The sequence below is a fragment of the Burkholderia ubonensis subsp. mesacidophila genome, assembly GCF_002097715.1.
GTDB lineage: Bacteria > Pseudomonadota > Gammaproteobacteria > Burkholderiales > Burkholderiaceae > Burkholderia > Burkholderia mesacidophila.
Map to the genome: position 1 here is coordinate 3048094 of NZ_CP020738.1, position 22695 is coordinate 3070788.

Consider the following 22695-nt stretch of genomic DNA (forward strand, 5'->3'; position numbering starts at 1 on the left):
ACAGCGATTTTTAAATGGACGAAATTCAGCCTCTTGCTTATTGGATAACGTTTTCAACGTTCAAAATTGTTGACAATTAAATCAAGCACCGATGCGAATATCGCGACTGATTGCCCGTTTCCGGCCGGTTTCACGCGAATCGTGAGCCTCTCCCCTCATACGCCCGATGCAGCCCGATCGATTCGCTCGCTACCGAAGGAGTACTGAAGATGAACGTTCTATATCTCGAGGACGACAAAGCTTATGTCGAATTGATCACCGCAATACTGGAAAAATCGGGATACCACGTGCATGCGGTCAGCAACGGCCACCATGCGATCCGTCATCTGGAAAGCGCTGTCGTCGATCTGCTGATCCTCGACTGGCTGGTGCCGGGGCTGTCCGGATTCGAGGTGCTCAGATGGACCCGCGAACGCATCGGCGGGCGCCTGCCGATCCTGTTCCTGACGAATCGCGTGCGGGAGGACGTGATGTACTCCGCAATCAACGCGGGCGCCGACGACTACATGGTCAAGCCGGTCAACGAGTTCGAACTGCTGGCGCGGGTCAATGCGCTGCTGCGCCGCGCGTACCACGGCGGCGGCGTCCAGCAGAACGTGCTCGACGTCGGCGGCTACCGGATCAACACGAAGGCGCGGACCGTGCTGCTGCATGACGTGCCGGTCAGGCTGACGCCGCGCGAATTCGATCTCGCCGTGCTGCTGTTTCGCAATCTCGGGCGCATCATGCCGCGCGACGAGCTGATACGCTCGCTGTGGGGACGCGATATGGCCGGCGTGTCCCGCAGCCTCGACACGCACATCTACCGGCTGCGGATGAAGCTCGCGCTCCATCCGGCGAACGGCGTGCGGCTCAGCACGATCTACACGCTCGGCTACCGGCTCGAAGCGGCCTGACGACGCCGCATCGCAGCATGTGCGCTCTCTCCTCGATCCGCACAAGACTATTGCGCCGATAGTACCAATCGAATTACGCGGCACGCACTGCGCCCCCGAAACGGCACGCGCCGCGCCTCGCCCAGCCTCGCGCGGCAAGGCGTTCCGCGAAATCCCTATCCACGGTGCGGTTTCCGATTGTTCCACTGAGGCGACAATTCAATTCACCGCAACACCATTTATCGGCGGCGCTCGTGCTCCTAGAGTAGATCCTGTCGCGCAGCAACATGCGCATCGAATCGACAGGAGTCCCATCATGAAACGCCGCGGTCTGCTCTCCGCCCTTGCCCTCGCACTCGTCGTGTCCGCGCCGGCTTTCGCCGACACCAACACGGGCCACGCCGGCGATTACGGCAACACGTCGTGGTACACGCAAAGCAACGGCCCGCGCACCCGCGCCGAAGTCCGCGCGGAACTCGAACAGGCGCAACGCGACGGGACCGTCGCGTACATCCGCAAGGCCACGTCGTACGCACAAGGGCTCGACCTCGTGCCGCGCCCGTATCGCGCAACGCCGGAAGGCAACCAGCTCGCCGGCGCGGGCCGGTAAACGGACGACGCCGCGCATCGGGTCGCCCCGCGCGCGGCGTCGTGTTCGCATCAATCAGTCAGCCAATTCGTTGCAGGAGCTTGTCATGAACGATCAATTGCCCTCGCCGCTCGATCACTGGGACAGCGATACGCCGGTCTGGACGCCGTTCCGCCCGCAATCGCACTGACGCACGGTCAACGGCGCGGCACGCCGTCGCGCCATTCGCCCCAGTGCGACACGATGTCCTGCACGAGCGGATTGCCCGCGCGGTACAGGTTCTCGGTCGCCGGGACGAAGCCGCCCTGGTCCGCGTAGTTCAGCAGGTTGTCGACGCTCGTCTGGCCCGCATACGGCCGGTCGAAGTCGGAGCCGGTGCGCAGCACCGCGACGCGCGACAGGTCCACCCGCTTCACGCTCGCCGCGCGCTTGAGCGCCTCGAAGGTCGCGTTGTCTTCCTGCGCGGTCATGCAGTAGGTGCCCTTGCCGTCCGTCAGGATCTTCGTCCATTGCCGCGCGCGCTCGCCGAGCAGCGTGCCCGAGAACCACGTATTGCCCGACGACGTGTCGCAGCGGATCACCGAAGGCGGCTGGTTCGCGGGCGCGTAGCTGAATTTCGCGCGCGCGGCCTGCGCCTGCGCGCTGTCGGCGAGCACGACGTTGCGCGACAGCGCGTACGCGGCGTCGGCCAGCTGCGGGTTCAGCTGGAACACTTCGCTGCGGTAGTCGAGCGGCGGCTTGTCGCTCGGGCTCTTCGTATTGATGCCGAGATAGCCGCTGTTCCAGCCGGTGGGAATTTCACGCGCGTCGAGCTCCCACTGCAGGCCGAAATCGACGAGGTATTTCGACCACGCGGCGGAGCCCACCGTCCCTTGCGCGGGATCGACGCCCGCGATGCCGGAGACCAGGAAATACGTGCGGCGCAGATCGAAGCGCTGCGAGAACGTCAGCGCCATGATCGACGCCGCGGCGTTCGCATAGCCCATGCCGGTCGTCATCACGCATACGTCCTGCTTGTTGCAGTGGACCGCGGGGTAATCGGGCGACAGGCCCGGCACCGTCACGTCGCGCCACGGGCCGAGGCGGTCGAGCCAGGCCTGGCCTTCCGGCGCGAACATCGTGATGATCATGACCTTGACCGGGCGGCCCTGTGCACCGGTGTCGGCAAATGCCTGGTCCGCGTTGTTGCCCTGCGCGATCGACGGCGCGGTCGCGCAGGCCGCGAGCGAAAATGCGGCGGCGGAAAGAATGGAGCGAGTCAGCATCAGTGTCCTTTGTGTCTTTGTGTTGGTGATGTTGAGTGTGAACGACTCTCGGAGACTGCGCGACGGAGTATAGAACGGCCGGTGTCCGATGCGGAACTCGATTGCGATGCGCAATGGTGGGCCGAACACGCAGCAACGCGGTGCGACCGGTTCCGCGAGAACGTGAGGAATGCTATCGGGGCGAGCGTCGGCTACAGCCGCGCGAGCCCCGCGACCCCGTACCCGAGCACGACGAGCGCCGCGACGACGTGGCTCGCGGCGAGCAGCGCGGGCGACGTGACGAGCCGGCCGATCGCGCTGCCGCCGAACGCGAACACGAGCTGGCCGGTGAGGCTGCCCGCGAACACGCACGCGGCGCCGATCAGCCAGTGACGATGCGCGGCGGCGGCAGCCGTCGCGTAGCCGTAGAACAGCAGGATCGTGAGCGGGTTCGCGAGCGTGACGAAGAACATCGACGTGAACGGGCGGCTGCCGGGTGCAGGCGCGTCGCCGTCGAGCGTGCGGCGGCGATCCCGCAACGCCTGCCACATCATCCGCGCGCCCATCGCGAGCAGCACGAGCGCGCCGGCCAGGCGGAACAGCGACAGGTGCGACGCGAGCGTGCTCGCGAGCAGCGCGCCGATCGTGAAGGCGACGACCGCATAGCAACCGTCGGCCGTCGCGACGCCGGCCGCCGCGCGCACGCCGCTCGCGGTGCCGGCGCGCATCCCGTAGTTCGCGATCATCAGTGCGACGGGGCCGACCGACAGCGCGATCATCAGCCCGAACAGGAAGTCGTTCATCGGGAATCGACGTCTTCGATGGAAAACGCCGATTCTAGCGAGCGCAAAAATGTTCGGTGCAAGCGCGTCAGGCGACGTCGACGCGACCCGGCCCGTCCGTCATCTCGCCGATCACCGCCGCGCGATCGAAACCGTCCGCGCGGAAGCACGCGAGCACGTCGTCGACCGCATCGGGCGAGCACGCGACGAGCAGGCCGCCCGACGTCTGCGGATCGGTCAGCAGCGCCTGCGCGACCGGGGGCAGCGCGTCGCCGAGCCGCACGTCCGCGCCGTAGGCCGCCCAGTTGCGGCCCGACGCGCCGGTGAACACGCCGGCCGCCGCGAACGCCTCGACGCCCGCGAGCCACGGCAGCGCCGCGTAGTTCACGCGCGCCGTGAGCCCCGCGCCGCGCGCGAGCTCGAGCGTGTGGCCGAGCAGGCCGAAGCCGGTCACGTCGGTCAGCGCGTGCACGCCCGGCAGCGCGGCCAGCTCGGTGCCCGGCCGGTTCAGCTTGGTCGTGGTCGCGATCATCTGCGCGTAGCCGGCGTCGTCGAGCTGGTTCTTCTTCAGCGCCGCGGACAGCACGCCGACGCCGAGCGGCTTGCCGAGCACCAGCACGTCGCCCGCGCGCGCCGCCGCATTGCGCTTCACGCGCGACGGATGCACGACGCCGATCGCCGCGAGCCCGTAGATCGGCTCGACCGAGTCGATCGAATGGCCGCCCGCGACCGGAATCCCGGCGTCCGCGCACACGGACTCGCCGCCGCGCAGCACCGCCGCGATCGTCTCGTGCGGCAGCACGTTGATCGGCATGCCGACCAGCGCAAGCGCGAGCAGCGGCTTGCCGCCCATCGCGTAGACGTCGGACAGCGCGTTGGTCGCCGCGATGCGCCCGAAATCGAACGGATCGTCGACGATCGGCATGAAGAAATCGGTGGTCGCGACGATCGCCTGCTCGTCGTTCAGGCGGTAGACCGCGGCATCGTCGGAGGTTTCGGTGCCGACGAGCAGGTCCGGAAACAGGGCGGGCGGCGTCGCGCGCTTCAGCAGCTCGGACAGCACGCCAGGCGCGATCTTGCAGCCGCAGCCGCCTCCATGAGACAGGCTCGTGAGGCGCGGAACGGCGGGCGGGGTCTGGGTGGCTTCGGTCATCGTCGGCATCGGGGTGAATAGCAACGTCCTATTATCGACAATTCCGCGCCGGCGTGCCCGCCGCCCAGATAATGACGGCGCTGCCTCCGTCCACCCTCCCCGTCGACCGTCCGACCGTCTTTCATGGACCACCTCTTCATCGGCCTCGTGCTGTGCTCGGCGCTGCTGCACGCCGTCTGGAACGCCTTCCTGCACGTCAGCGAAGACCGGCTCGCGCAGCTCGGCACGATGTCGCTGCCGTATCTCGCGTTCGGCATCGCGGGCGCGTGGCTGCTGCCGGCGCCGGATCGCGCCGCGTGGCCGTATGTCGCAGGGTCCGCCGCGCTCGAGGTCGCGTACTGCTTCACGCTCGCGCGCGCGTACCGCAGCGGCAAGTTCGGGCAGATCTACCCGATCGCGCGCGGCCTGTCGCCGCTGCTCGTGTCGGTGCTCGCGTTCGCCGCGCTGCACGAGCGGCCGACGCCGCTCGGCTTCGCCGGCATCGCGCTGGTGTCGCTCGGCATCATGTCGCTCGCGCTGCGGCGCGGGCTGAAGTTCTCCGGCGAAAGCGTGCCGTATGCGCTGCTGACCGGCGTGTTCATCGCCGCGTATTCGATCTGCGACGGCATCGGCGCGCGCGTCGCGGGCAGCGCGCTCGGCTACATCGCATGGGTGTACCTGCTGTGGAGCGTGCCGCAGATCCTGCTGGTGTGCGCGGTGCGCGGCGGCCCGCGCAGCGTGCTCGGGTCGCGCGACGCGCTGCGGCAGGGCGTCGTGGCCGGCACGATCTCGCTGGTCGCATACGGGATCGTCGTGCTCGCGTACCGCCACCTGCCGGTCGCGACCGTGTCGGCGCTGCGCGAGACGAGCTCGATCTTCGCGGTCGCGATCGGCTGGTTCGCGATGCGCGAGCGACCGGGCGCGCAGCGCCTCGTCGCGTGCGCGCTGGTCGTCGCGGGCGCGGCGCTGATCCGGCTGTGATCGCACGCGAGCGCGCCGGCGCCGGGTCAGAACCGGTGGCGGATCCCCGTCACCGCGACGATCTGCGTGCGCGTGCTCGACGGGTTCGAAATCCCCTCGATCGCCGCCACCGCGTTCGACGACGCGCGCTGCCAGAACGCGTTCAGGTAGACGTCGGTGCGCTTCGACAGGAAGTACTGCACGCCGGTGCTCGTCTGCAGGTAGTGCGCGCTCGGCGTCGCGCTCCGTGACGCGATCACCTGCGTGTAGGTCTCGCCGAGCGCAACCTGCAGCGCCGGCGTCACGCGGTAGCGCACGCTGCCTTCGAAGTTGTTGAAGCGCGTCGCGCCGCCCGTCTGCAGGTTGAACAGCGCGCTCGTGTACAGCAGCCCGAAGGTCGCGTTGCCCCACGCATACGCACCGCCCGCGCCCCAGATCTGCTGGCGCGTCACGCCCTTGATGAACGTGTAGTAGTTGTCGGACGCGACCGCGCCCGTCGTGTCGAGCGCCGGGTGGTCGACGCGCACATAGGCCGCGCCGAGCTGCAGCGGGCCGTGCTCGTAGCTCGCGCCGACGCTCCACACGCGGTTCTGCGCGAACGACGTCGTGTTCGAGAAGCCGTACATGCCGACCGCGCTCAACCCGCCCCATGTGGGCGTCCGGTATTGCACGGAATTGTTGGTGCGGAACGTGTTGTTCAGGTCGTCGGCATCGAACGGATGCAGCGCGTACTGCGTGAGCGCGGTGGTCGCGCCGATCTGCAGCGGCTCCAGCACTTCCTGCGCCGCGTTGTACTGGCGGCCCATCGTCAGCGTGCCCCAGCGGTCGTTCGCGAGGCCCACGTACGCGCGCCGCCCGAACAGGCGCCCGCCCTGGCTCGCGGCGCCGGTCTCGAGGTTGAAGCCGTTTTCGAGCCGGAACACCGCACTCGTGCCGCCGCCCAGGTCCTCCTTGCCGAGCAGCCCCCAGCGCGTGCCCTGCTCGTTGCCGCCCGTCGCCTGCCAGGTCGCGTGGCCCTTCTGGTTGTTCGTGTACGTGATGCCCGAATCGACGATCCCGTACAGCGTCACGCTCGACTGCGCGCAAGCCTGCGACGCGCCCGCGCCGATCGCGACACCCATCAGCGCCGCCGCCATTTCCGTCCGTTTCATATCTCTGACCCCTTTGTCGGTTGTATATGGGGAGCGATTTCATTCGCCCAAGACGTGTTTTATTGAATAAAACATCGTCTTATTAATTTTTGAATTCGGACGTTATGGACGTCAATCTGCGTCAAAAATCATGCGAACGCTCGCGCCATGGCCTGTTCCACCGCCGTTTCGATGAATGAAACAAACCCAATGCCGACAAGGGAAAGCGCCGGATTCAGCGGTTCAACCGTGACGCTGCAAAAAGCGCTTGACCGGTTTTTTCGGTCGTTGTGAAATATTGATACGCTGTTTTAATGATTAAAACGAGCGATCAAAACAAATCGAGCAACTAGGTAAAGATCCTGATCCCCATGGTGACGTTTAATTGCAACACCGCCGACGGCTGCGAACCGTCCGCGTACTTCGTCGCGCGGCCGTCGGCCGGCGCGCTGCCGATCGTCGTAGACTCCCCGCACAGCGGTTTCGCCTATCCGCCGGACTTCGCGCCCGTCGCGCCGCACGACGCGATCCGCACGTCGTGGGACGCGTACGTCGACGAGCTGTGGGCCGGCGCGTGCGCGCGCGGCGCCACGCTGATCGGCGCGACGTTCCCGCGCGCGTACATCGACCCGAACCGCGCGGAAACCGATATCGACGCCGAGCTGCTCGCCGAGCCGTGGCCCGCGCCGCTCGCGCCGCAGGCCTACACGCTGCGCGGCATGGGGCTGATCCGGCGCTTCGCGCTGCCGGGCGTGCCGCTCTACGACCGCAAGCTGCCGCTCGACGCGGTGCGCCGGCGCATCGACGCGTACTACCGGCCGTACCGCCGCGCGCTGGCCGACGTGGCCGAGCCGCTGTACGCCGCGCACGGCGCGCTGTGGCACGTCAATTGCCATTCGATGAAATCGCGCGGCAACGCGATGAACGTCGATGCCGGCGCCGCGCGGCCGGACGTCGTCGTCAGCGACCGGCGTGGCACGAGCGCCGATCCCGCGTTCACCGCGTGGACCGCGCAGTGGTTCGCCGATGCCGGCTACCGCGTGCAGATCAACGAGCCGTACCAGGGCGGCGACCTGCTGACCGCGCTCGCCGATCCGGCGCGGCGGCGCCACAGCATTCAGATCGAATTCAACCGCGCGCGCTACATGGACGAAGCGACGTGCGAGAAGCACGCGGGCTTCGACGCGCTGAAGGGCGCGGTCGACGCGTACCTCGACGCGCTCGCGCACTACGTCCGCATGCGGCTCGCGCAACCCGGAGACACCCGATGACCTACATCGTCGACGCCGTTGACAGCGCGCTCAAGCTGCTGACCTACGTGGCCGAGCATCCGAACCTCGGCGTGACCGAGCTTGCATCGCAGCTCGGCATCAACAAGTCGCGCACCTACCGGATGCTGTGCACGCTCGAGCTGCACCGCTTCGTCGTGCAGGACCCGCGCACGTCCACCTATGCGCTCGGGCCGCAGGCGTTCGTGATCGGCGTGGCCGCGTCGCAGCAGAACGCGATCGTGCGCGCCGCGCACCGGCACATGCTCGCGCTCAACCAGGCGATCAACGAAACGGTCGTGCTGCGCGTGCGCGAAGGGCTCGAAACGGTGTGCGTCGCGCGCTGCGAGACGACGCACGCGATCCGCACGGTCGGCGCGGTAGGCAACCGCCGGCCGATCCACTTCGGCGCATCGGGCAAGGTGCTGCTCGCGTTCGCGCCCGACGCGGTGCGCGACGAGTTCTTCGCGCAGTTGCGCAAGCTCGGTCAGGCGGCCGATCCGCCGAAGCTCGCCGGCGAACTCGACGCGGTCGCGCGCAAGGGCTACGCGGTCAGCAGCGGCGAAGTGACGCCCGGCGCGGTCGCGATCGCGGTGCCCGTGCGCGACCTGAGCGGCGCGACCGTCGCAACGGTCAGCGTGGCAGGTCCCGAGGTGCGCATCAGCCATGCCGACATCCCCGACTATCTCGAACGCCTGCAGGCCTGCAGCCAGGCGATTTCCGCCGAACTCGGCTACGTCCCGGCGCGCGCCGCGCTGCAACCGGCCTGACGGCCCCGTCACCCGCGAGGAACCGATGCCCGCTTCCCTTCCGAATCCGTCCAGCGCGCGCGCTGCCCAATCCCCCGTCGACGGCCCGGCCGCGCCTGCGCCGGATGCCGACACGCGGTCCGCCGCCGAGCCTGCCGGCAGCGCGCCGCGTCCGCACGGCAAGATGCTGCATCCGGTCGTGATGATGCTGTGGGTGCTCGCCGCCGCGATCGCGCTCACGTGGAGCGTCGACTCGGGCCGCTTCGAGCGCAACGGCCGGCTCGTCGTGCCGGGCACCTATCACGTCGTGCCGAAGACGACCGCGCTCGCGACGCTCGTCGCGCCCGCCGTCAGCAGGAGCACCCCCGACAAAGCGACGCCCGCGAGCCTCGTGTCCGCCTTCGTCGCGGTGCCGCAGGGCCTCCTGAAGAACGCGCCGCTGATCGTGATGGTGATGTTCGTCGGCGGGATGTTCGGCGTGATGCGCCGGACGGGCGTCGTCGATGCGGGCATCGACCGGCTGCTGCAGCTCACCGGCAACAACGCGTACCTGCTGACGCCGCTGCTGATGATCCTGATCGGGCTCGGCAGCACGCTGCTCGGCTTCATCTCCGAGTACCTGGTGATCATTCCGATGGTGATGGTGATCGCGCGCCGCCTCGGCCTGTCCGACCTGTTCGCGGTCGCGCTGGTCGCGCTCGCCGCGAAGATCGGCTACATCGCGTCGGTCACGAACCCGCTCGCGCTCGCGGTCGCGCAGCCGCTCGTCGGCGTGCCGCTGTTCAGCGGCGTCGCGCTGCGCGCAGCCGTGTTCGTCGTGTTCCTGACGATCGGCATCCTGTACCTGCTGCGCTATGTCCGGAACAGCGGTTATCGCGCCGGGCAGACCACGGCAGGCGCGCAGCCGCCCGCGAAACTGTCGCTGCGCCACAAGGCGACGCTCGCCGTGTTCGCCGCGGCCGTCGCGATGCTGATCGTCGGCACGCGCGAACTGAAGTGGGGCAACGTCGAGCTGGCCGCGTTCTACGCGTTCGTCAGCCTCGTCACCGCGGCGATCGGCGGGCTCGATTCGCGCAGCGCGTCCGATGCGTTCGTCGACGGGATGAAGAACATGATGCTCGCGTCGCTGCTGATGGGGCTCGCCGCGTCGGTCGAGCTGCTGCTGCAGAACAGCCTCGTGCTCGACACGCTGATCCACTTCTTCACGCGGCTCGCGGACGGCCAGTCGCCGGTGTGGGTCGCAAACGGGCTGATGGCCGTGCAGATGGTGCTCGACGTGTTCATTCCGTCGGTCTCCGGCAAGGCCGCGGTGAGCATGCCGATCATCGGGCCGATCGCGCAGCTTTCCGGCGTGAGCGGCCAGACGTCGGTGCTCGCGTTCGTGCTCGGCGGCGGCCTGACGAATCTCGTCACGCCGACCTCGGGGATGCTGCTCGCGTATCTCGCGACCGCGCGCGTCGATTTCGGCGCGTGGATCCGCTTCGTGCTGCCGCTGTTCGCGATCCTGCTCGCGCTGTCGTGCGTGGTGCTGACGCTGGCGGTGTGGAGCGGGTATTGACCCGGGCTGCGCCGCCCGCCGCCGTCGCGCGTGCGGCCACCTGACGGAACGAGCCGGTTACGCACGAGGAATCTCTCCGCGACGGGGAGAGATTCAATCGGGCAACACGACGATCACGCGGCGACGACACCTGCCCGCCCGAATGCCCGCCCGAACGCCCGCTCGTCGATCGCCTCCGCCAGCGTCGCGAACGCCGGCTCGATCTCCTCCTCCGGCACGCACGCGTAACCGAGCAGCAGCCCCGACGCCGCGCGCGCGCTGTCCGCGTAATACCCGGACAACGGCCGCACGACGATGTTGCGCGCGAGCGCGGCCTGCGCGACCGCGCGATCGTCGACGCCGTCCGGCAGCCGCATGACGAGGTGCAGCCCGGCATCGCTGCCGGCCGCCGGCAGCGCGTCGCCGTAGCGGCGGGCGACCGCGTCGAGCAGCATCTCGCGGCGCTGCCCGTACAGCGTGCGCATCTTGCGGATGTGCGACACGAAATGCCCTTCGGCGATGAATTCCGCGAGCACCGCCTGCTGCAGCAGCTGCCCTTCCCGGTACAGCTCCGCGCTCGCCGTCGCGAAGCTTTCCGCGAGCGGCTCCGGCGCGACGAGGTAGCCGACCCGCAGCCCCGGAAACAGCGTCTTGCCGAAACTGCCGACGTAGATCACCTGCCCCGCCGTGTCGAGCCCCTGCAGCGACGCGAGCGGCCGGCTGCCGTAGCGGAACTCGCTGTCGTAGTCGTCCTCGATGATCCAGCAGCGGTGCTGCCGCGCGTATTCGAGCAGCATCCGGCGCCGCGCGAGGCTCATCACCATCCCGAGCGGATACTGGTGCGACGGCGTGACGAGCATCAGCTTCGGCGGCTCGGCACGATCGGCGGGCGACGGCGCGATTCCCTCGTCGTCGACCGGGATCGGCCGCGTCGTCAGTCCCGACACGTTGAGCACGCTGCGCACGCCCCAGTAGCACGGGTCCTCGGTCCAGATCGCGTCGCCCGGGTCGGTCAAGAGCCGCACCGCGAGATCGATCGACTGGTGGATGCCGGTCGTGATCACGATCTGCTCCGGCGCGCAGCGCACCGAGCGCGACGTGCGCAGGTAGTCGGCGAGCGCCTCGCGCAGGAGCGCGAGCCCGCCGCCCGGCGCGTAGGTCAGCAGGTCGGGGCGCAGGCGCCGCCAGTACTTGTTGTGCAGGCGCGTCCACACGCGCGCCGGAAATCGCGACACATCGGGCACGCCCGGCATGAACGCGCCGCCCTGCCGCTTCGACACGCCCGCGCCTTCGACGAGCCGCGCGCCGCGCGCGGACAGCGGCCGCGCGGCGGCCCGCGGGGCCGGGTTCGGGCCCGCGGCGTCCGCCGGCACGCCGACGAGCTCATCCGGCGCGCTGTCGGCGACGAACGTGCCGCGGCCGGTCGCCGAACTCACATAGCCTTCGAGCGCGAGCTGCTCGTACACCTGGGTCACCGTGTTGCGCGCGATCCCGAGCTCGGCCGCGAGCAGCCGCGACGACGGCACGCGCGTGCCGGCCGGCAGCTCCCGCGACAGGATCGCCTGCTGCAGCAGCCGGTGCAGCTGCCGGTAGATCGGCTGCGCGCCGCCGCGCACGAGACGCTGCGCCAGCCAGTCCGACAACACGCTTGCCCGCATGATTGGCTCCTAACTATTTATTGAAATGGCTCTGATTGTCAGAGCCAAATCTGATTATAGTCGCCGTCATGGGCTGCCGAAGCGCGCCCGACTTCCTTCCCACCGGATACGAAACATCAAGGAGATGACCGTGAAGAATGCCGACCTGCAGGCCCGCAAGAACGCCGCCACCCCGCGCGGCGTCGGCGTGATGTGCGACTTCTACGCGGCCCGCGCCGAGAACGCGGAGCTGTGGGACGTCGAAGGCCGCCGTTTCATCGATTTCGCCGCCGGCATCGCGGTGCTGAACACGGGCCACCGCCATCCGAAGATCGTCAAGGCGATCGCCGACCAGCTGAACAGCTTCACGCACACCGCGTACCAGATCGTCCCGTATGCGTCGTACGTCGAGCTGGCCGAGAAGATCAACGCGCGCGCGCCGGGCGATTTCACGAAGAAGACCGCGTTCTTCACGACCGGCGCCGAAGCCGTCGAGAACGCGATCAAGATCGCGCGCGCGGCGACCGGCCGTCCGGGCGTCATCGCGTTCTCGGGCGGCTTCCACGGCCGCACGATGATGGGCATGGCGCTGACCGGCAAGGTCGCGCCGTACAAGCTGAACTTCGGCCCGTTCCCGGGCGACGTGTTCCACGCGCCGTACCCGAACGCGCTGCACGGCGTGACGACCGCCGACTCGATCAAGGCGATCGAGATGCTGTTCAAGGCCGACATCGACCCGAAGCGCGTCGCCGCGATCATCTTCGAGCCGGTCCAGGGCGAAGGCGGCTTCAACCCGGCGCCGGCCGAGTTCGTGCGCGCGCTGCGCAAGATCTGCAACGAGCACGGCATCCTGCTGATCGCCGATGAAGTGCAAACGGGCTTCGCGCGCACCGGCAAGCTGTTCGCGATGCAGCACTACGACGTGCTGGCCGACCTGATCACGATGGCGAAGAGCCTCGCGGGCGGCATGCCGCTGTCGGGCGTCGTCGGCCGCGCGGACGTGATGGACGCGGCCGCCCCCGGCGGCCTCGGCGGCACCTACGCGGGCAACCCGCTGGCGGTCGCGTCGGCGCACGCGGTGCTCGAGATCATCGACGAAGAGAAGCTGTGCGAGCGCGCGACGCAGCTCGGCGACGTGCTGAAGGCGAAGCTGAACGCGCTGCAGGCCGACGTGCCGCAGATCGCCGACGTGCGCGGCCCGGGCGCGATGATCGCGGTCGAGTTCATGAAGCCGGGCACGGGCGAGCCGGACGCCGAATTCACGAAGCGCGTGCAGGCGCGCGCGCTCGAGCGCGGCCTGCTGCTGCTCGTCTGCGGCGTGTACTCGAACGTCGTGCGCTTCCTGTTCCCGCTGACGATCACCCAGGCCGTGTTCGACGAAGCGCTCGTGATCCTCGAGGAAGTGCTGAAGGAAACGGTCGGCGTGCCGGCCTGAGGTCCAGTCCAGTCAACCGATCGCGCCGCCGCCGTCGTCAGGACGGCGGCGGCCGTTTCATCTTCAAAGCAGACTATTCATATGAGCACTGTCCAGGAATCCCTGTCCCTGAAGGACCCGTCGCTGTTCCGCCAGCAGGCTTACGTCAACGGCGCATGGCAAGGCGCGGCGAACGGCGAGACGTTCGAGGTCCGCAACCCGGCGACGGGCGGCCTCGTCGGCGTCGTGCCGGTGCTGGGCGCGGCCGAGACGCGCCAGGCGATCGACGCCGCCAACGCCGCGTGGCCCGCGTGGCGCAAGAAGACCGCGAAGGAACGCGCGGCGATCCTGCGCAAGTGGCATGACCTGATGATGGAAAACGCCGACGACCTGGCGCTGATCCTGACCACCGAGCAAGGCAAGTCGCTGGCCGAGGCGAAGGGCGAGATCGGCTATGCCGCGTCGTTCCTCGAATGGTTCGCGGAAGAAGGCAAGCGCGTGTACGGCGACACGATCCCGACGCCGGCGAGCGACAAGCGCATCGTCGTGACGAAGGAACCGGTCGGCGTGTGCGCGGCGATCACGCCGTGGAACTTCCCGGCGGCGATGATCACCCGCAAGGTCGGCCCGGCGCTCGCAGCAGGCTGCCCGATCGTCGTGAAGCCGGCCGAGGCGACGCCGTTCTCCGCGCTCGCGATGGCCGTGCTGGCCGAGCGCGCGGGCGTGCCGGCCGGCGTGTTCAGCGTCGTAACGGGCGACCCGAAGGCGATCGGCGGCGAGCTGACGTCGAACCCGGTCGTGCGCAAGCTGTCGTTCACCGGCTCGACGCCGGTCGGCCGCCTGCTGATGGCGCAGTGCGCGCCGACGGTCAAGAAGGTGTCGCTGGAGCTCGGCGGCAACGCGCCGTTCATCGTGTTCGACGACGCGGACCTCGACGCCGCGGTGCAGGGCGCGATCGCGTCGAAGTACCGCAACAGCGGCCAGACCTGCGTGTGCACGAACCGCTTCTACGTGCATGAAGCCGTGTACGACCAGTTCGCGCAGAAGCTCGCGGCGGCGGTCGGCCAGCTGAAGGTCGGGCGCGGCACCGAGCCGGGCGTCACGCAGGGCCCGCTGATCAACGAAGCGGCCGTGCTGAAGGTCGAGGCGCACATCGAGGACGCGCTCGCGAAGGGCGCGACCGTCGTCACGGGCGGCAAGCGCCACGCGCTCGGCCACGGCTTCTTCGAGCCGACCGTGCTGACGGGCGTCACGCCGGCGATGAAGGTCGCGAAGGAAGAGACGTTCGGGCCGCTCGCGCCGCTGTTCAAGTTCGGCAGCGACGACGAGGTGATCCGCCTCGCGAACGACACCGAGTTCGGCCTCGCCGCGTACTTCTACAGCCGCGACATCGGCCGCGTGTGGAAGGTCGCCGAGGCGCTCGAGTACGGGATGGTCGGCGTCAACACCGGCCTGATCTCGAACGAGGTCGCGCCGTTCGGCGGCGTGAAGCAGTCCGGCCTCGGCCGCGAAGGCTCGCACTACGGCATCGACGACTACGTCGTGATCAAGTATCTCTGCCTGGCTGTCTGACGGTTAGGGCCTGTTCCCGCTAATAACGGGCTTGCGCTGGCCGCCAGAAGGGCCGAGCGCAAGGAATGCGACGAAGCGAATACTCAACGTATTCGCAAGGAACATGACGCCGCGATCGGCCCTTCTGGCGGCCAGCCCCACGAAGGTTTTTTCAATCAGGGGAACGTGCCGTTCCGCCCGCATTGCGGCGTCGTTCGTCGTTGCAATAGCTACGGCTATTGCGCCTCCTCTTTCCTTGCACTGCGGGCGGAACGGCACGTTCGCAAGCCCGTTATTAGCGGGAACAGGCCCTAAGCCGCCCGGCCGGAACCGGGCGGCCCGACGCGGGCCGGCACCTTGGCGCCGCGCCCGCGTCACCTGAACGCGTTCACCGCGTCGACGAGCCGCGTCGCCTGCTGCTTCAGGCTCTCCGACGCCGCCGTGCTCTGCTCGACGAGCGCCGCGTTCTGCTGCGTGATGCTGTCGAGATGCACGACCGCCTGATCGACCTGCGTGACACCCGAGCTCTGCTCGGCGGTCGACGCGCTGATCTCCGCGATCAGGTCCGACACCCGCTTCACCTGCGCGACGATGTCTTCCATGGTCCGCCCCGCGCCGTCGACCAGCTGCGCGCCCGATGAAATGCGCCCCACGCTGTTCTCGATCAGCGTCTTGATCTCCTTCGCCGCATTCGCGCTGCGCTGCGCGAGCGCCCGCACCTCGCCCGCGACCACCGCGAAACCGCGCCCCTGATCGCCCGCGCGCGCCGCCTCGACCGCCGCGTTCAGCGCGAGGATGTTGGTCTGGAACGCGATCCCGTCGATCACGCCGATGATGTCCGAGATCCGGCGCGAGCTGTCCGTGATGTCGTTCATCGTATCGACGATCTCCGACATCGCATGCCCGCCGCGTTCCGCCGCCTCGCTGGCCGAGACGGACAACTGGTTCGCCTGCAGCGCGGTCTGCGCGTTGCTGTCGACGGTCGCCGTCATCTCCGCCATCGACGCCGCCGTCTCCTGCACGCTCGACGCGGCCTGCTCGGTGCGCGCGCTCAGGTCGTTGTTGCCCTGCGCGATCTCGTTGCTCGCGCGCTGCACGTTGAGCACCTGCTCGCTGACGTCGTCGACCAGCCAGCGGAACATCAGCCCGAGCTGGTTGATCGTGCGCAGCGTCATGCCGATCTCGTCGACGCGATCCATGCCGGCGCCGCCGCGGCGATCGCCGGACGCGACGTTCAGCGCCTGTTCGCGCAACTGCTTCAGCGGGCGCGCGATCTGCGCATCGAGCCACAGGCCGGCCGCCACGGCGGCGCCGGCCGTTACCGCGGCGAACGCCGCGAGCGGGCCGCCGTCGAGACCGCACGCCCAGCCCGCCCCGACGACCACCGGCGCAAACGCGAGCAGCACCGAATGGAGACGCCAGCGCACCGACATCGTCCGGAACAGCGACGTGAAGCCGAACAGGCCGGTGCGTACGACCAGCCCCTTGTGGAAACGCCGCTTGCCGGCGCGGCCTTCGCGAAACGCGCGGTACAGCGCCTCGGCGCCCGCGATCTGGTCGCGCGGCGCCTTCGTGCGCACCGACAGGTAGCCTTCCGTGCGGCCGTTGCGCTTCACCGGCACCGCGTTCGCGCGCACCCAGTAATGGTCGCCGTTCTTGCGGCGGTTCTTCACGAGCGCGGTCCACGGCTCGCCGCCCTTGAGCGTCGCCCACATGTCGGCGAACGCTTCCTTGGGCATGTCCGGGTGGCGGACGAGGTTGTGCGGCTGGCCTTCTATCTCCTCGCGTGAATAGCCGCTGATGTGGACGAATGTCGCATTCGCATAGGTGATGATGCTGTCGGCGTCAGTGGTCGACATCAGCGTCGCATCGTCGGGGAATTCGAATTCTTGTTGGGTAACGGGCTGGTTGTTGCGCATCAAGCAGAGCTCCGATTGGCGGGTCTTGCGCCCGCTTCAGGATTGACGACTCGGGACCATTCGCGTCCGGCTTCACCATTCGCGAATGATCATGCCTCTGCTCTTTCGGCAAACTTTTCTAAAACCTTACCCCTTGTGTGTAAAAAATATGTCAAGAAATGGCGCGCATTGATTTATGTCAACCCTATCGTTTGCGGCAAAACAAATTCGGCGCCGAACAAGCCTCTCCGGGTTATCGCGCGATTATTCCCGCCGCCACTATCGGTCTTGCGACGAATAGCCGAAATGAAATGAATAGCAATGCGATTATTTCGAGTTTTAAAACGGAAAACGAATCGAGGCGGAAACGCGGATATTTTCCCGCGTGAAATTTGCCTATCAGGCAAGAAACTGCAATTTCCGGATTAACACGCCGGCAAACTCTTGCGTGTGCCGAATTCAGCAGTTATCCGCCGTGTAGGCGACGCCGGAACGAAAGGAGGGAGGGAAGATGCCGCCGCGCGGTGAGCCTGACGGTGTCGGGTCAAACAGTGAAGCGGCCCATGTCCGGCCGCTTCACCGCAGTGCGTCGCGTCAGACGCGTTCGATCGCGAGCGCGATGCCCTGGCCGACGCCGATGCACATCGTACACAGCGCATAGCGGCCCTTCGTGCGATGCAGCTGGTACATCGCGGTGGTCACGAGACGCGCGCCGGACGCGCCGAGCGGATGGCCGAGCGCGATCGCGCCGCCGTTCGGGTTCACGCGCGGGTCGTCATCCGCGACGCCCAGCATGCGCAACACCGCGAGCCCCTGCGACGCGAACGCCTCGTTCAGCTCGATCACGTCGAACTGGTCGATCGTCATGCCGAGCCGCGCGAGCAGCTTCTGCGTGGCCGGCGCCGGGCCGATGCCCATCACGCGCGGCGCGACGCCCGCCGTCGCGATGCCGAGCACGCGGGCGCGCGGCGTCAGGCCGAAGCGCTTCGCACTTTCCTCGTTGGCGAGCAGCAGCGCCGCGGCGCCGTCGTTGACGCCCGACGCGTTGCCGGCCGTGACCGTGCCGTCCGGGCGCACGACGCCCTTGAGCTTCGCCAGCGTCTCCAGCGACGTCTCGCGCGGGTGCTCGTCGCGCGACACGACGAGCGGGTCGCCCTTCTTCTGCGGGATCGTCACCGCGACGATCTCCTCCGCCAGCGTGCCGTCCTGCTGCGCGCGTGCGGCCTTTTGCTGGCTGCGCAGCGCGAACAGGTCCTGGTCGGCGCGGCTGATGCCGTAGTCGGTCGCGACGTTTTCGGCCGTCTCCGGCATCGAATCGACGCCGTGCAGCTGTTTCATCAGCGGATTGACGAAGCGCCAGCCGATCGTCGTGTCGAAGATGTCGGCCTGGCGCGCAAACGCGCTTGCGGACTTGCCCATCACGAACGGCGCGCGGGTCATGCTCTCGACGCCGCCCGCGATCATCAACCCGGCCTCGCCGGACTTGATCGCGCGCGCGGCGGAGCCGACCGCGTCCATCCCGGAGCCGCACAGGCGGTTGATCGTCGAGCCCGGCACGACCTGCGGCAGGCCCGCGAGCAGCAGCGACATGCGGGCGACGTTGCGGTTGTCCTCGCCCGCCTGGTTCGCGCAGCCGTAGATCACGTCGTCGATCGCCGACCAGTCGACGTCTCGGTTGCGTTCCACGAGCGCCTTGAGCGGCACCGCCCCCAGATCGTCGGCGCGCACGCCGGACAGCGCGCCGCCGTAACGCCCGATCGGCGTGCGGATCGCATCACACAGGAAAGCTTCGGTCATCAGTGTCTCCGGGAGGAAATGAAATGGGCGCCCCCATTGCATTGCCCGCCGGGATGCGCTTAAATGTTCTTTATACGAACATTAGATCGTGTATCGAACGTTCGATGCATCATAGGGAGTGCGGGGATGGCCTGTCAAGCGCCGGCGGCGGCCGCGCGGTTGGCGTGTCAGGCCCCATGCGCTATCTTCTCGGCTGCACGATATTCCGACAGGTCATGACTACCGAAGACATCCAGGCAAAACCCGGCGACTCCTACGTCCAGTCGTTCGCGCGCGGGCTCGCGGTGATCCGCGCGTTCGACGCGGATCGTCCCGAACAGACCCTCACCGAGGTCGCCTCGGCGACCGGCCTGACGCGCGCCGGCGCGCGCCGGATCCTGCTCACGCTGCAGACGCTCGGCTACGTCGAGGCGGACGGCCGGCTGTTCCGGCTCACGCCGAAGATTCTCGAGCTCGGCTTCGCGTACCTGACGTCGATGCCGTTCTGGAATCTCGCGGAACCGGTGATGGAGCAGCTGTCCGCGCAGATCCACGAAAGCTGCTCGGCGGCCGTGCTCGACCGCACCGAGATCGTCTACGTGCTGCGCGTGCCGACGCACAAGATCATGACGATCAACCTGTCGATCGGCAGCCGGCTGCCCGCGTACTGCACGTCGATGGGCCGCGTGCTGCTGTCCGCGCTCGACGACGCGACACTCGACGCCACGCTCGCGCAAAGCGGCATTCGCGCGCACACGCCGCGCACGATCACGGACCTCGGCGAACTGAAGGCCTCGATCGCGCTCGCGCGCCAGCAGGGCTGGGCGATCGTCGACCAGGAGCTGGAAGTGGGGCTGCTGTCGATCTCGGCGCCGATCCGCAACCGGCGCGGACAGATCATCGCGGCGATGAACGTGAGCGGCAACGCGCAGCGGCACAACGCCAAGCAGATGGTGAAGGAGTTTCTAGGGCCGCTGCAGCAGGCTGCGCAGACGGTGTCGGAACTGGTTGCGCGGCGGGGATGACGGGCCGGCAAGCGGCAAATCGGACGCGCCGTTGCGCCGTCAGTCGCCCCGCTCCCCCGCCGTCTCCCGCAGCATCGCCACCGCCGCCAGCGACACCAGCACGCACACCGCGACGTAGCCCGCCGGCGCGAGCTTGCTGCCGGTCGACTGCACGAGCCACGTCGCGACGAGCTGCGACGTGCCGCCGAAGATCGTCACCCTGAGCGCATACGCGATCGAGATCCCGGTTGCGCGCACGCGGCGCGGAAAGGATTCGCACATCAGTGCGAACTCCGATGCGGAACCCATCGAATAGAACAGCAGCATCAGCGCGGTCAGCGGCATGATGACCGACAGCGACGGATGGCGGTTCATCAGTAGATCCGAGAAACCCGTCGTTGATGGCGGGGAGGAAAGGAGTGCGCTTGACAGGCCGCTTCTTCCACCGGTTAGGATGGCCGGCATGATCCTTGTCTACCGCTACCGGGTGAAGTCGCTCAACGGACTCCTTAACAAGCAGAGCCGAGCGGTGAACTACGTGTGGAACTTTTGCAATGACACGCAGAAGCACGCACTCAAGTGGAGCAAGAAGTGGCCGACGGGTTTCGACCTGAATGTGCTGACGACTGGCAGCAGCAAGGAACTCGGCATCCACTCCGGCACTGTCAACGCAACGTGCGAGCAGTACGCGAAATCGCGCAGCCAGCACCGCCGCCCGTACTTGCGCTATCGCGGCAGGAAGTCGCTCGGCTGGGTGCCGTTGAAGGGCCGTGACCTGAAACGCGAGGGCGACGCGTTTCGCTTCGCCGGCCACACCTTCCGGGTGTTCAATAGTCGCCCGCTTCCCGAAGGCAAGATCAAGGACGGCACCAACTTCGCGCAGGATGCGCGCGGTAACTGGTTCCTCAACATCGTGATCGAGAAGCCCGAGGTTCCGGCGCGCCCGATCCGCTCCGGTGTCGGCATCGATCTCGGCCTGAAAGACTTCGCCACACTTTCGACCGGCGAGAAGCTGCCCAATGACCGGTTCGGCCGATGCGCGGCCGAGAAGCTGGCGAAAGCGCAACGGGCACGCAAGCACAAGCGGCATATCGCGAAACTGCACGCCAAGGTGGCCAATGCCCGCGCCGACTTCCAGCACAAGCTCGCGCTCGATCTGGTGCGACGCTTCGATTACATCGCGGTCGGCAACGTGTCGGCCGTGAAACTCGCCAGAACCAGGATGGCGAAAAGCGTCTACGACGCATCCTGGTCGTCCTTCCGGGACAAGCTCCGTTACAAGGCGATGGCGCACGGAGCCACGTTCGAGGAAGTGGACGAAAGCGGTTCGACCCAGTCCTGTTCGGCGTGCGGATCGAAAGACAGCACGACGCGGCCGAAAGGTATCGCGGGACTGAGAATAAGAGAGTGGACCTGCGATGGCTGTGGTGTCGTGCATGATCGTGATACCAACGCTGCGTTGAACATGCTCCGATGCGGACGTGCATCGCCAGGTGTGGGAATCGCCTGCCTTTAGACGGGCGAGGACGTCAACAGCATGATCGTCAGGTTCAGCGCGGCCTTGCGGCCGTTGCGGTCCGCGTAGACGCCGAGCATGATGCTGCCGAGCGGCCGCGTGAAGAAGCCCGCCGCGAACGTCGCGACCGACAGCAGCAGCGACGTCGTCGGATCGCCCGACGGGAAATACAGCTTGCCGATCAGCACCGCGAAGAACCCGTACACGGTGAAATCGAAGAATTCCAGCCAGTTGCCGATCACGGCCGCCGCGATCGCGCCGCGCCGGGTGACCGGCGGGGAGTCGGGCCGGGCGTCGGCCGCGATGGCGGCAGTCGCGGCGGCAGGCAATGCAAGATGATCTTTCCGCATCGTTCAGGTCTCCGATCGAATCGGCCGGAACCGCCGGCCGCGTGCTGCCGGTGTCAGCGGCCCAGGTAACGCTCCACGAGCCGCGCCCAGAATGCCGCGCCGATCGGCAGGTTGCGATCGTTGAAGTCGTATTTCGGGTTGTGCACCATGCAGCCGTCCTCGCCCGCGCCGTTGCCGAGGCGCACGAACGAACCGGGGCGCCGCTGCAGCATGAACGCGAAATCCTCGCTGCCCATCAGCAGGTCGGCCTGCTCGACGACGTTCGCGTCGCCGACCAGCTCGCGCGCGACCTGCGCGGCGAAATCGGTTTCGGCATCCGAATTGACGACGACCGGATAGCCTTCGATGTACTCGACTTGCGCGCTCGCGCCGTAGCTCGCGGCCTGCGACTCGGCGAGCTCGACGATGCGGCGCTTGAGCAGCGCGCGCACGTCGGGGCTGAACGAGCGCACGCTCAGCTCGAGCCGCGCGCCGTGCGGAATCACGTTGTTCGCGGTGCCCGCGTGCATCGAGCCGACCGTGACCACGGCGGGCTGCGCGGGATCGACGTTGCGCGCGACGATCGTCTGCAGCGCCATCACGATGCTCGCGGCGACGACGACCGGATCGACCGTCAGGTGCGGCCGCGCCGCGTGCCCGCCGACGCCGTCGATCGAGATGATCGCCTTGTCGCCCGCCGACATGAACGGGCCGCGCCGCGTCAGAAACACGCCGGGCGCCGCGCCCGGATGGTTGTGTATGCCGAACACCGCGTCGCACGGGAAGCGCTCGAACAGGCCGTCGTCGATCATCTTCTTCGCGCCGCTGTCGACGCCGTGCTCCTCGGCCGGCTGGAAATACAGGTGCACGGTGCCGGAGAAGTTGCGGGTCTTCGCGAGATGCTGCGCGGCGCCGAGCAGCATCGTCGTGTGGCCGTCGTGCCCGCACGCGTGCATCTTGCCGTGCGTCGCGCTCGCATACGGCAGGCCCGTCGCCTCGACGATCGGCAGCGCGTCCATGTCCGCGCGGATGCCGATGCTGCGCGCGCCGTCGCCGGCCCGCAGCGTGCCGACCACGCCGGTCCTGCCGACGCCGCGCGTGACCTGCCAGCCCCATTGTTCGAGCCTGTCGGCGACGAGCCCGGCGGTTTCGACTTCCTCATACGCGAGCTCGGGATGGCGGTGGAGGTGATGGCGGATCTCGCGCAGGCTGTCGGCGGCGGGCTGCAGATCGTCGATTTCGGTGAAGCGGGGGTCGGTCATGAACGGGCTCCGGCTCGGGTTCCTGTGTCTCGTATAGCGCCC

At 67.9% G+C, this 22695-nt stretch carries 18 protein-coding genes and 2 pseudogenes; 10 read left to right on the forward strand and 10 right to left on the reverse strand.

Features of this window, described 5'->3' with window-relative positions; genetic code table 11:
• Nucleotides 1–209: 209 nt before the first annotated feature.
• Together B7P44_RS31225 and B7P44_RS31230 are read left to right on the forward strand one after the other, a co-directional pair.
• Nucleotides 210–896 (forward strand): response regulator transcription factor, encoded by a 687-nt coding sequence (locus B7P44_RS31225; protein ID WP_084909680.1) that lies wholly within the window; start codon nucleotides 210–212, stop codon nucleotides 894–896.
• A gap of 295 nt (nucleotides 897–1191) precedes the next feature.
• Nucleotides 1192–1485 (forward strand): DUF4148 domain-containing protein, encoded by a 294-nt coding sequence (locus B7P44_RS31230; RefSeq protein ID WP_084909681.1) that lies wholly within the window; start codon nucleotides 1192–1194, stop codon nucleotides 1483–1485.
• A 176-nt stretch (nucleotides 1486–1661) separates the two neighbouring features.
• Here the strand turns inward: B7P44_RS31230 and B7P44_RS31235 are convergent, their stop codons facing one another.
• From B7P44_RS31235 to selD, 3 genes are all read right to left on the reverse strand, one after another.
• Nucleotides 1662–2729, reverse strand: a complete 1068-nt coding sequence (locus B7P44_RS31235) for a purine-nucleoside phosphorylase (RefSeq protein ID WP_084909682.1) — start codon at nucleotides 2727–2729, stop codon at nucleotides 1662–1664.
• Between the two features lie 191 nt (nucleotides 2730–2920).
• Entirely contained in the window at nucleotides 2921–3511 is a 591-nt protein-coding gene (locus B7P44_RS31240; protein WP_084909683.1) for a LysE family translocator, read from the reverse strand.
• 67 nt (nucleotides 3512–3578) lie between these two features.
• Complete coding sequence (gene selD / locus B7P44_RS31245) at nucleotides 3579–4643, reverse strand: selenide, water dikinase SelD (protein WP_084910129.1); 1065 nt, start codon at nucleotides 4641–4643, stop codon at nucleotides 3579–3581.
• Nucleotides 4644–4766: 123 nt separating this feature from the next.
• On the opposite strand from selD, the gene B7P44_RS31250 reads away from it, so the two are divergent.
• Entirely contained in the window at nucleotides 4767–5603 is an 837-nt protein-coding gene (locus B7P44_RS31250; RefSeq protein WP_084909684.1) for an EamA family transporter, read from the forward strand.
• Between the two features lie 26 nt (nucleotides 5604–5629).
• Here B7P44_RS31250 and B7P44_RS31255 read toward each other — a convergent pair whose 3' ends face one another.
• The gene (locus B7P44_RS31255) at nucleotides 5630–6733 is read right to left on the reverse strand and encodes a porin (RefSeq protein ID WP_084909685.1); all 1104 of its coding nucleotides are present in this window, start codon (nucleotides 6731–6733) and stop codon (nucleotides 5630–5632) included.
• Nucleotides 6734–7083: 350 nt separating this feature from the next.
• On the opposite strand from B7P44_RS31255, the gene B7P44_RS31260 reads away from it, so the two are divergent.
• The 3 genes from B7P44_RS31260 to B7P44_RS31270 are packed head-to-tail and all read left to right on the forward strand — an operon-like array spanning nucleotide 7084 to nucleotide 10287.
• Nucleotides 7084–7983 (forward strand): N-formylglutamate amidohydrolase, encoded by a 900-nt coding sequence (locus tag B7P44_RS31260; RefSeq protein ID WP_084909686.1) that lies wholly within the window; start codon nucleotides 7084–7086, stop codon nucleotides 7981–7983.
• Entirely contained in the window at nucleotides 7980–8750 is a 771-nt protein-coding gene (locus B7P44_RS31265) for an IclR family transcriptional regulator (RefSeq protein WP_084909687.1), read from the forward strand. The genes B7P44_RS31260 and B7P44_RS31265 overlap by 4 nt, the downstream gene beginning before the upstream one ends.
• A gap of 25 nt (nucleotides 8751–8775) precedes the next feature.
• A complete protein-coding gene (locus B7P44_RS31270) occupies nucleotides 8776–10287 on the forward strand; it encodes a YfcC family protein (protein ID WP_084909688.1) in 1512 nt (503 codons plus the stop codon).
• A gap of 113 nt (nucleotides 10288–10400) precedes the next feature.
• On the opposite strand, the gene pdxR is transcribed toward B7P44_RS31270, so the two are convergent.
• Nucleotides 10401–11924, reverse strand: a complete 1524-nt coding sequence (pdxR, locus tag B7P44_RS31275; RefSeq protein WP_084909689.1) for a MocR-like pyridoxine biosynthesis transcription factor PdxR — start codon at nucleotides 11922–11924, stop codon at nucleotides 10401–10403.
• Between the two features lie 130 nt (nucleotides 11925–12054).
• Between pdxR and B7P44_RS31280 the strand changes: the two genes are divergently transcribed.
• Nucleotides 12055–13338 (forward strand): 4-aminobutyrate--2-oxoglutarate transaminase, encoded by a 1284-nt coding sequence (locus tag B7P44_RS31280; protein ID WP_088511594.1) that lies wholly within the window; start codon nucleotides 12055–12057, stop codon nucleotides 13336–13338.
• 81 nt (nucleotides 13339–13419) lie between these two features.
• Nucleotides 13420–14889, forward strand: a complete 1470-nt coding sequence (gabD, locus tag B7P44_RS31285; protein WP_059610428.1) for an NADP-dependent succinate-semialdehyde dehydrogenase — start codon at nucleotides 13420–13422, stop codon at nucleotides 14887–14889.
• A 353-nt stretch (nucleotides 14890–15242) separates the two neighbouring features.
• Here gabD and B7P44_RS31295 read toward each other — a convergent pair whose 3' ends face one another.
• Both B7P44_RS31295 and pcaF read right to left on the reverse strand, forming a co-directional pair.
• Entirely contained in the window at nucleotides 15243–16787 is a 1545-nt protein-coding gene (locus tag B7P44_RS31295; RefSeq protein ID WP_084909692.1) for a methyl-accepting chemotaxis protein, read from the reverse strand.
• Between the two features lie 573 nt (nucleotides 16788–17360).
• Nucleotides 17361–18563, reverse strand: a complete 1203-nt coding sequence (pcaF, locus tag B7P44_RS31300; RefSeq protein ID WP_084909693.1) for a 3-oxoadipyl-CoA thiolase — start codon at nucleotides 18561–18563, stop codon at nucleotides 17361–17363.
• A gap of 215 nt (nucleotides 18564–18778) precedes the next feature.
• Here pcaF and B7P44_RS31305 point away from each other — a divergent pair, with 215 nt between their 5' ends.
• Nucleotides 18779–19567 (forward strand): IclR family transcriptional regulator, encoded by a 789-nt coding sequence (locus B7P44_RS31305; protein WP_084909694.1) that lies wholly within the window; start codon nucleotides 18779–18781, stop codon nucleotides 19565–19567.
• Between the two features lie 39 nt (nucleotides 19568–19606).
• Here the strand turns inward: B7P44_RS31305 and B7P44_RS31310 are convergent.
• Nucleotides 19607–19927 (reverse strand): annotated as a pseudogene (locus tag B7P44_RS31310) (MFS transporter); the annotation flags it as partial.
• Between the two features lie 82 nt (nucleotides 19928–20009).
• Between B7P44_RS31310 and B7P44_RS31315 the strand changes: the two are divergent.
• Entirely contained in the window at nucleotides 20010–21062 is a 1053-nt protein-coding gene (locus B7P44_RS31315; protein WP_084910130.1) for an RNA-guided endonuclease InsQ/TnpB family protein, read from the forward strand.
• 14 nt (nucleotides 21063–21076) lie between these two features.
• Here B7P44_RS31315 and B7P44_RS31320 read toward each other — a convergent pair.
• A pseudogene (locus B7P44_RS31320) lies at nucleotides 21077–21412 on the reverse strand (MFS transporter); the annotation flags it as partial.
• 53 nt (nucleotides 21413–21465) lie between these two features.
• Entirely contained in the window at nucleotides 21466–22653 is a 1188-nt protein-coding gene (locus B7P44_RS31325; protein WP_084909695.1) for a M20 aminoacylase family protein, read from the reverse strand.
• Between the last annotated feature and the right edge of the window lie 42 nt (nucleotides 22654–22695).

Excerpts from the sequence above, each read along its gene's own strand:
- B7P44_RS31255 (WP_084909685.1), bottom strand. The coding sequence starts at position 6,733 with ATGAAACGGACGGAAATGGCGGCGGCGCTGATGGGTGTCGCGATCGGC.
- B7P44_RS31325 (WP_084909695.1), bottom strand. The coding sequence starts at position 22,653 with ATGACCGACCCCCGCTTCACCGAAATCGACGATCTGCAGCCCGCCGCC.
- B7P44_RS31225 (WP_084909680.1), top strand. The coding sequence starts at position 210 with ATGAACGTTCTATATCTCGAGGACGACAAAGCTTATGTCGAATTGATC.
- B7P44_RS31305 (WP_084909694.1), top strand. The coding sequence starts at position 18,779 with ATGACTACCGAAGACATCCAGGCAAAACCCGGCGACTCCTACGTCCAG.
- B7P44_RS31250 (WP_084909684.1), top strand. The coding sequence starts at position 4,767 with ATGGACCACCTCTTCATCGGCCTCGTGCTGTGCTCGGCGCTGCTGCAC.
- B7P44_RS31240 (WP_084909683.1), bottom strand. The coding sequence starts at position 3,511 with ATGAACGACTTCCTGTTCGGGCTGATGATCGCGCTGTCGGTCGGCCCC.
- selD (WP_084910129.1), bottom strand. The coding sequence starts at position 4,643 with ATGACCGAAGCCACCCAGACCCCGCCCGCCGTTCCGCGCCTCACGAGC.
- B7P44_RS31260 (WP_084909686.1), top strand. The coding sequence starts at position 7,084 with ATGGTGACGTTTAATTGCAACACCGCCGACGGCTGCGAACCGTCCGCG.
- B7P44_RS31230 (WP_084909681.1), top strand. The coding sequence starts at position 1,192 with ATGAAACGCCGCGGTCTGCTCTCCGCCCTTGCCCTCGCACTCGTCGTG.
- pcaF (WP_084909693.1), bottom strand. The coding sequence starts at position 18,563 with ATGACCGAAGCTTTCCTGTGTGATGCGATCCGCACGCCGATCGGGCGT.
- B7P44_RS31265 (WP_084909687.1), top strand. The coding sequence starts at position 7,980 with ATGACCTACATCGTCGACGCCGTTGACAGCGCGCTCAAGCTGCTGACC.
- B7P44_RS31235 (WP_084909682.1), bottom strand. The coding sequence starts at position 2,729 with ATGCTGACTCGCTCCATTCTTTCCGCCGCCGCATTTTCGCTCGCGGCC.
- pdxR (WP_084909689.1), bottom strand. The coding sequence starts at position 11,924 with ATGCGGGCAAGCGTGTTGTCGGACTGGCTGGCGCAGCGTCTCGTGCGC.
- gabD (WP_059610428.1), top strand. The coding sequence starts at position 13,420 with ATGAGCACTGTCCAGGAATCCCTGTCCCTGAAGGACCCGTCGCTGTTC.
- B7P44_RS31270 (WP_084909688.1), top strand. The coding sequence starts at position 8,776 with ATGCCCGCTTCCCTTCCGAATCCGTCCAGCGCGCGCGCTGCCCAATCC.
- B7P44_RS31295 (WP_084909692.1), bottom strand. The coding sequence starts at position 16,787 with ATGCGCAACAACCAGCCCGTTACCCAACAAGAATTCGAATTCCCCGAC.
- B7P44_RS31315 (WP_084910130.1), top strand. The coding sequence starts at position 20,010 with ATGATCCTTGTCTACCGCTACCGGGTGAAGTCGCTCAACGGACTCCTT.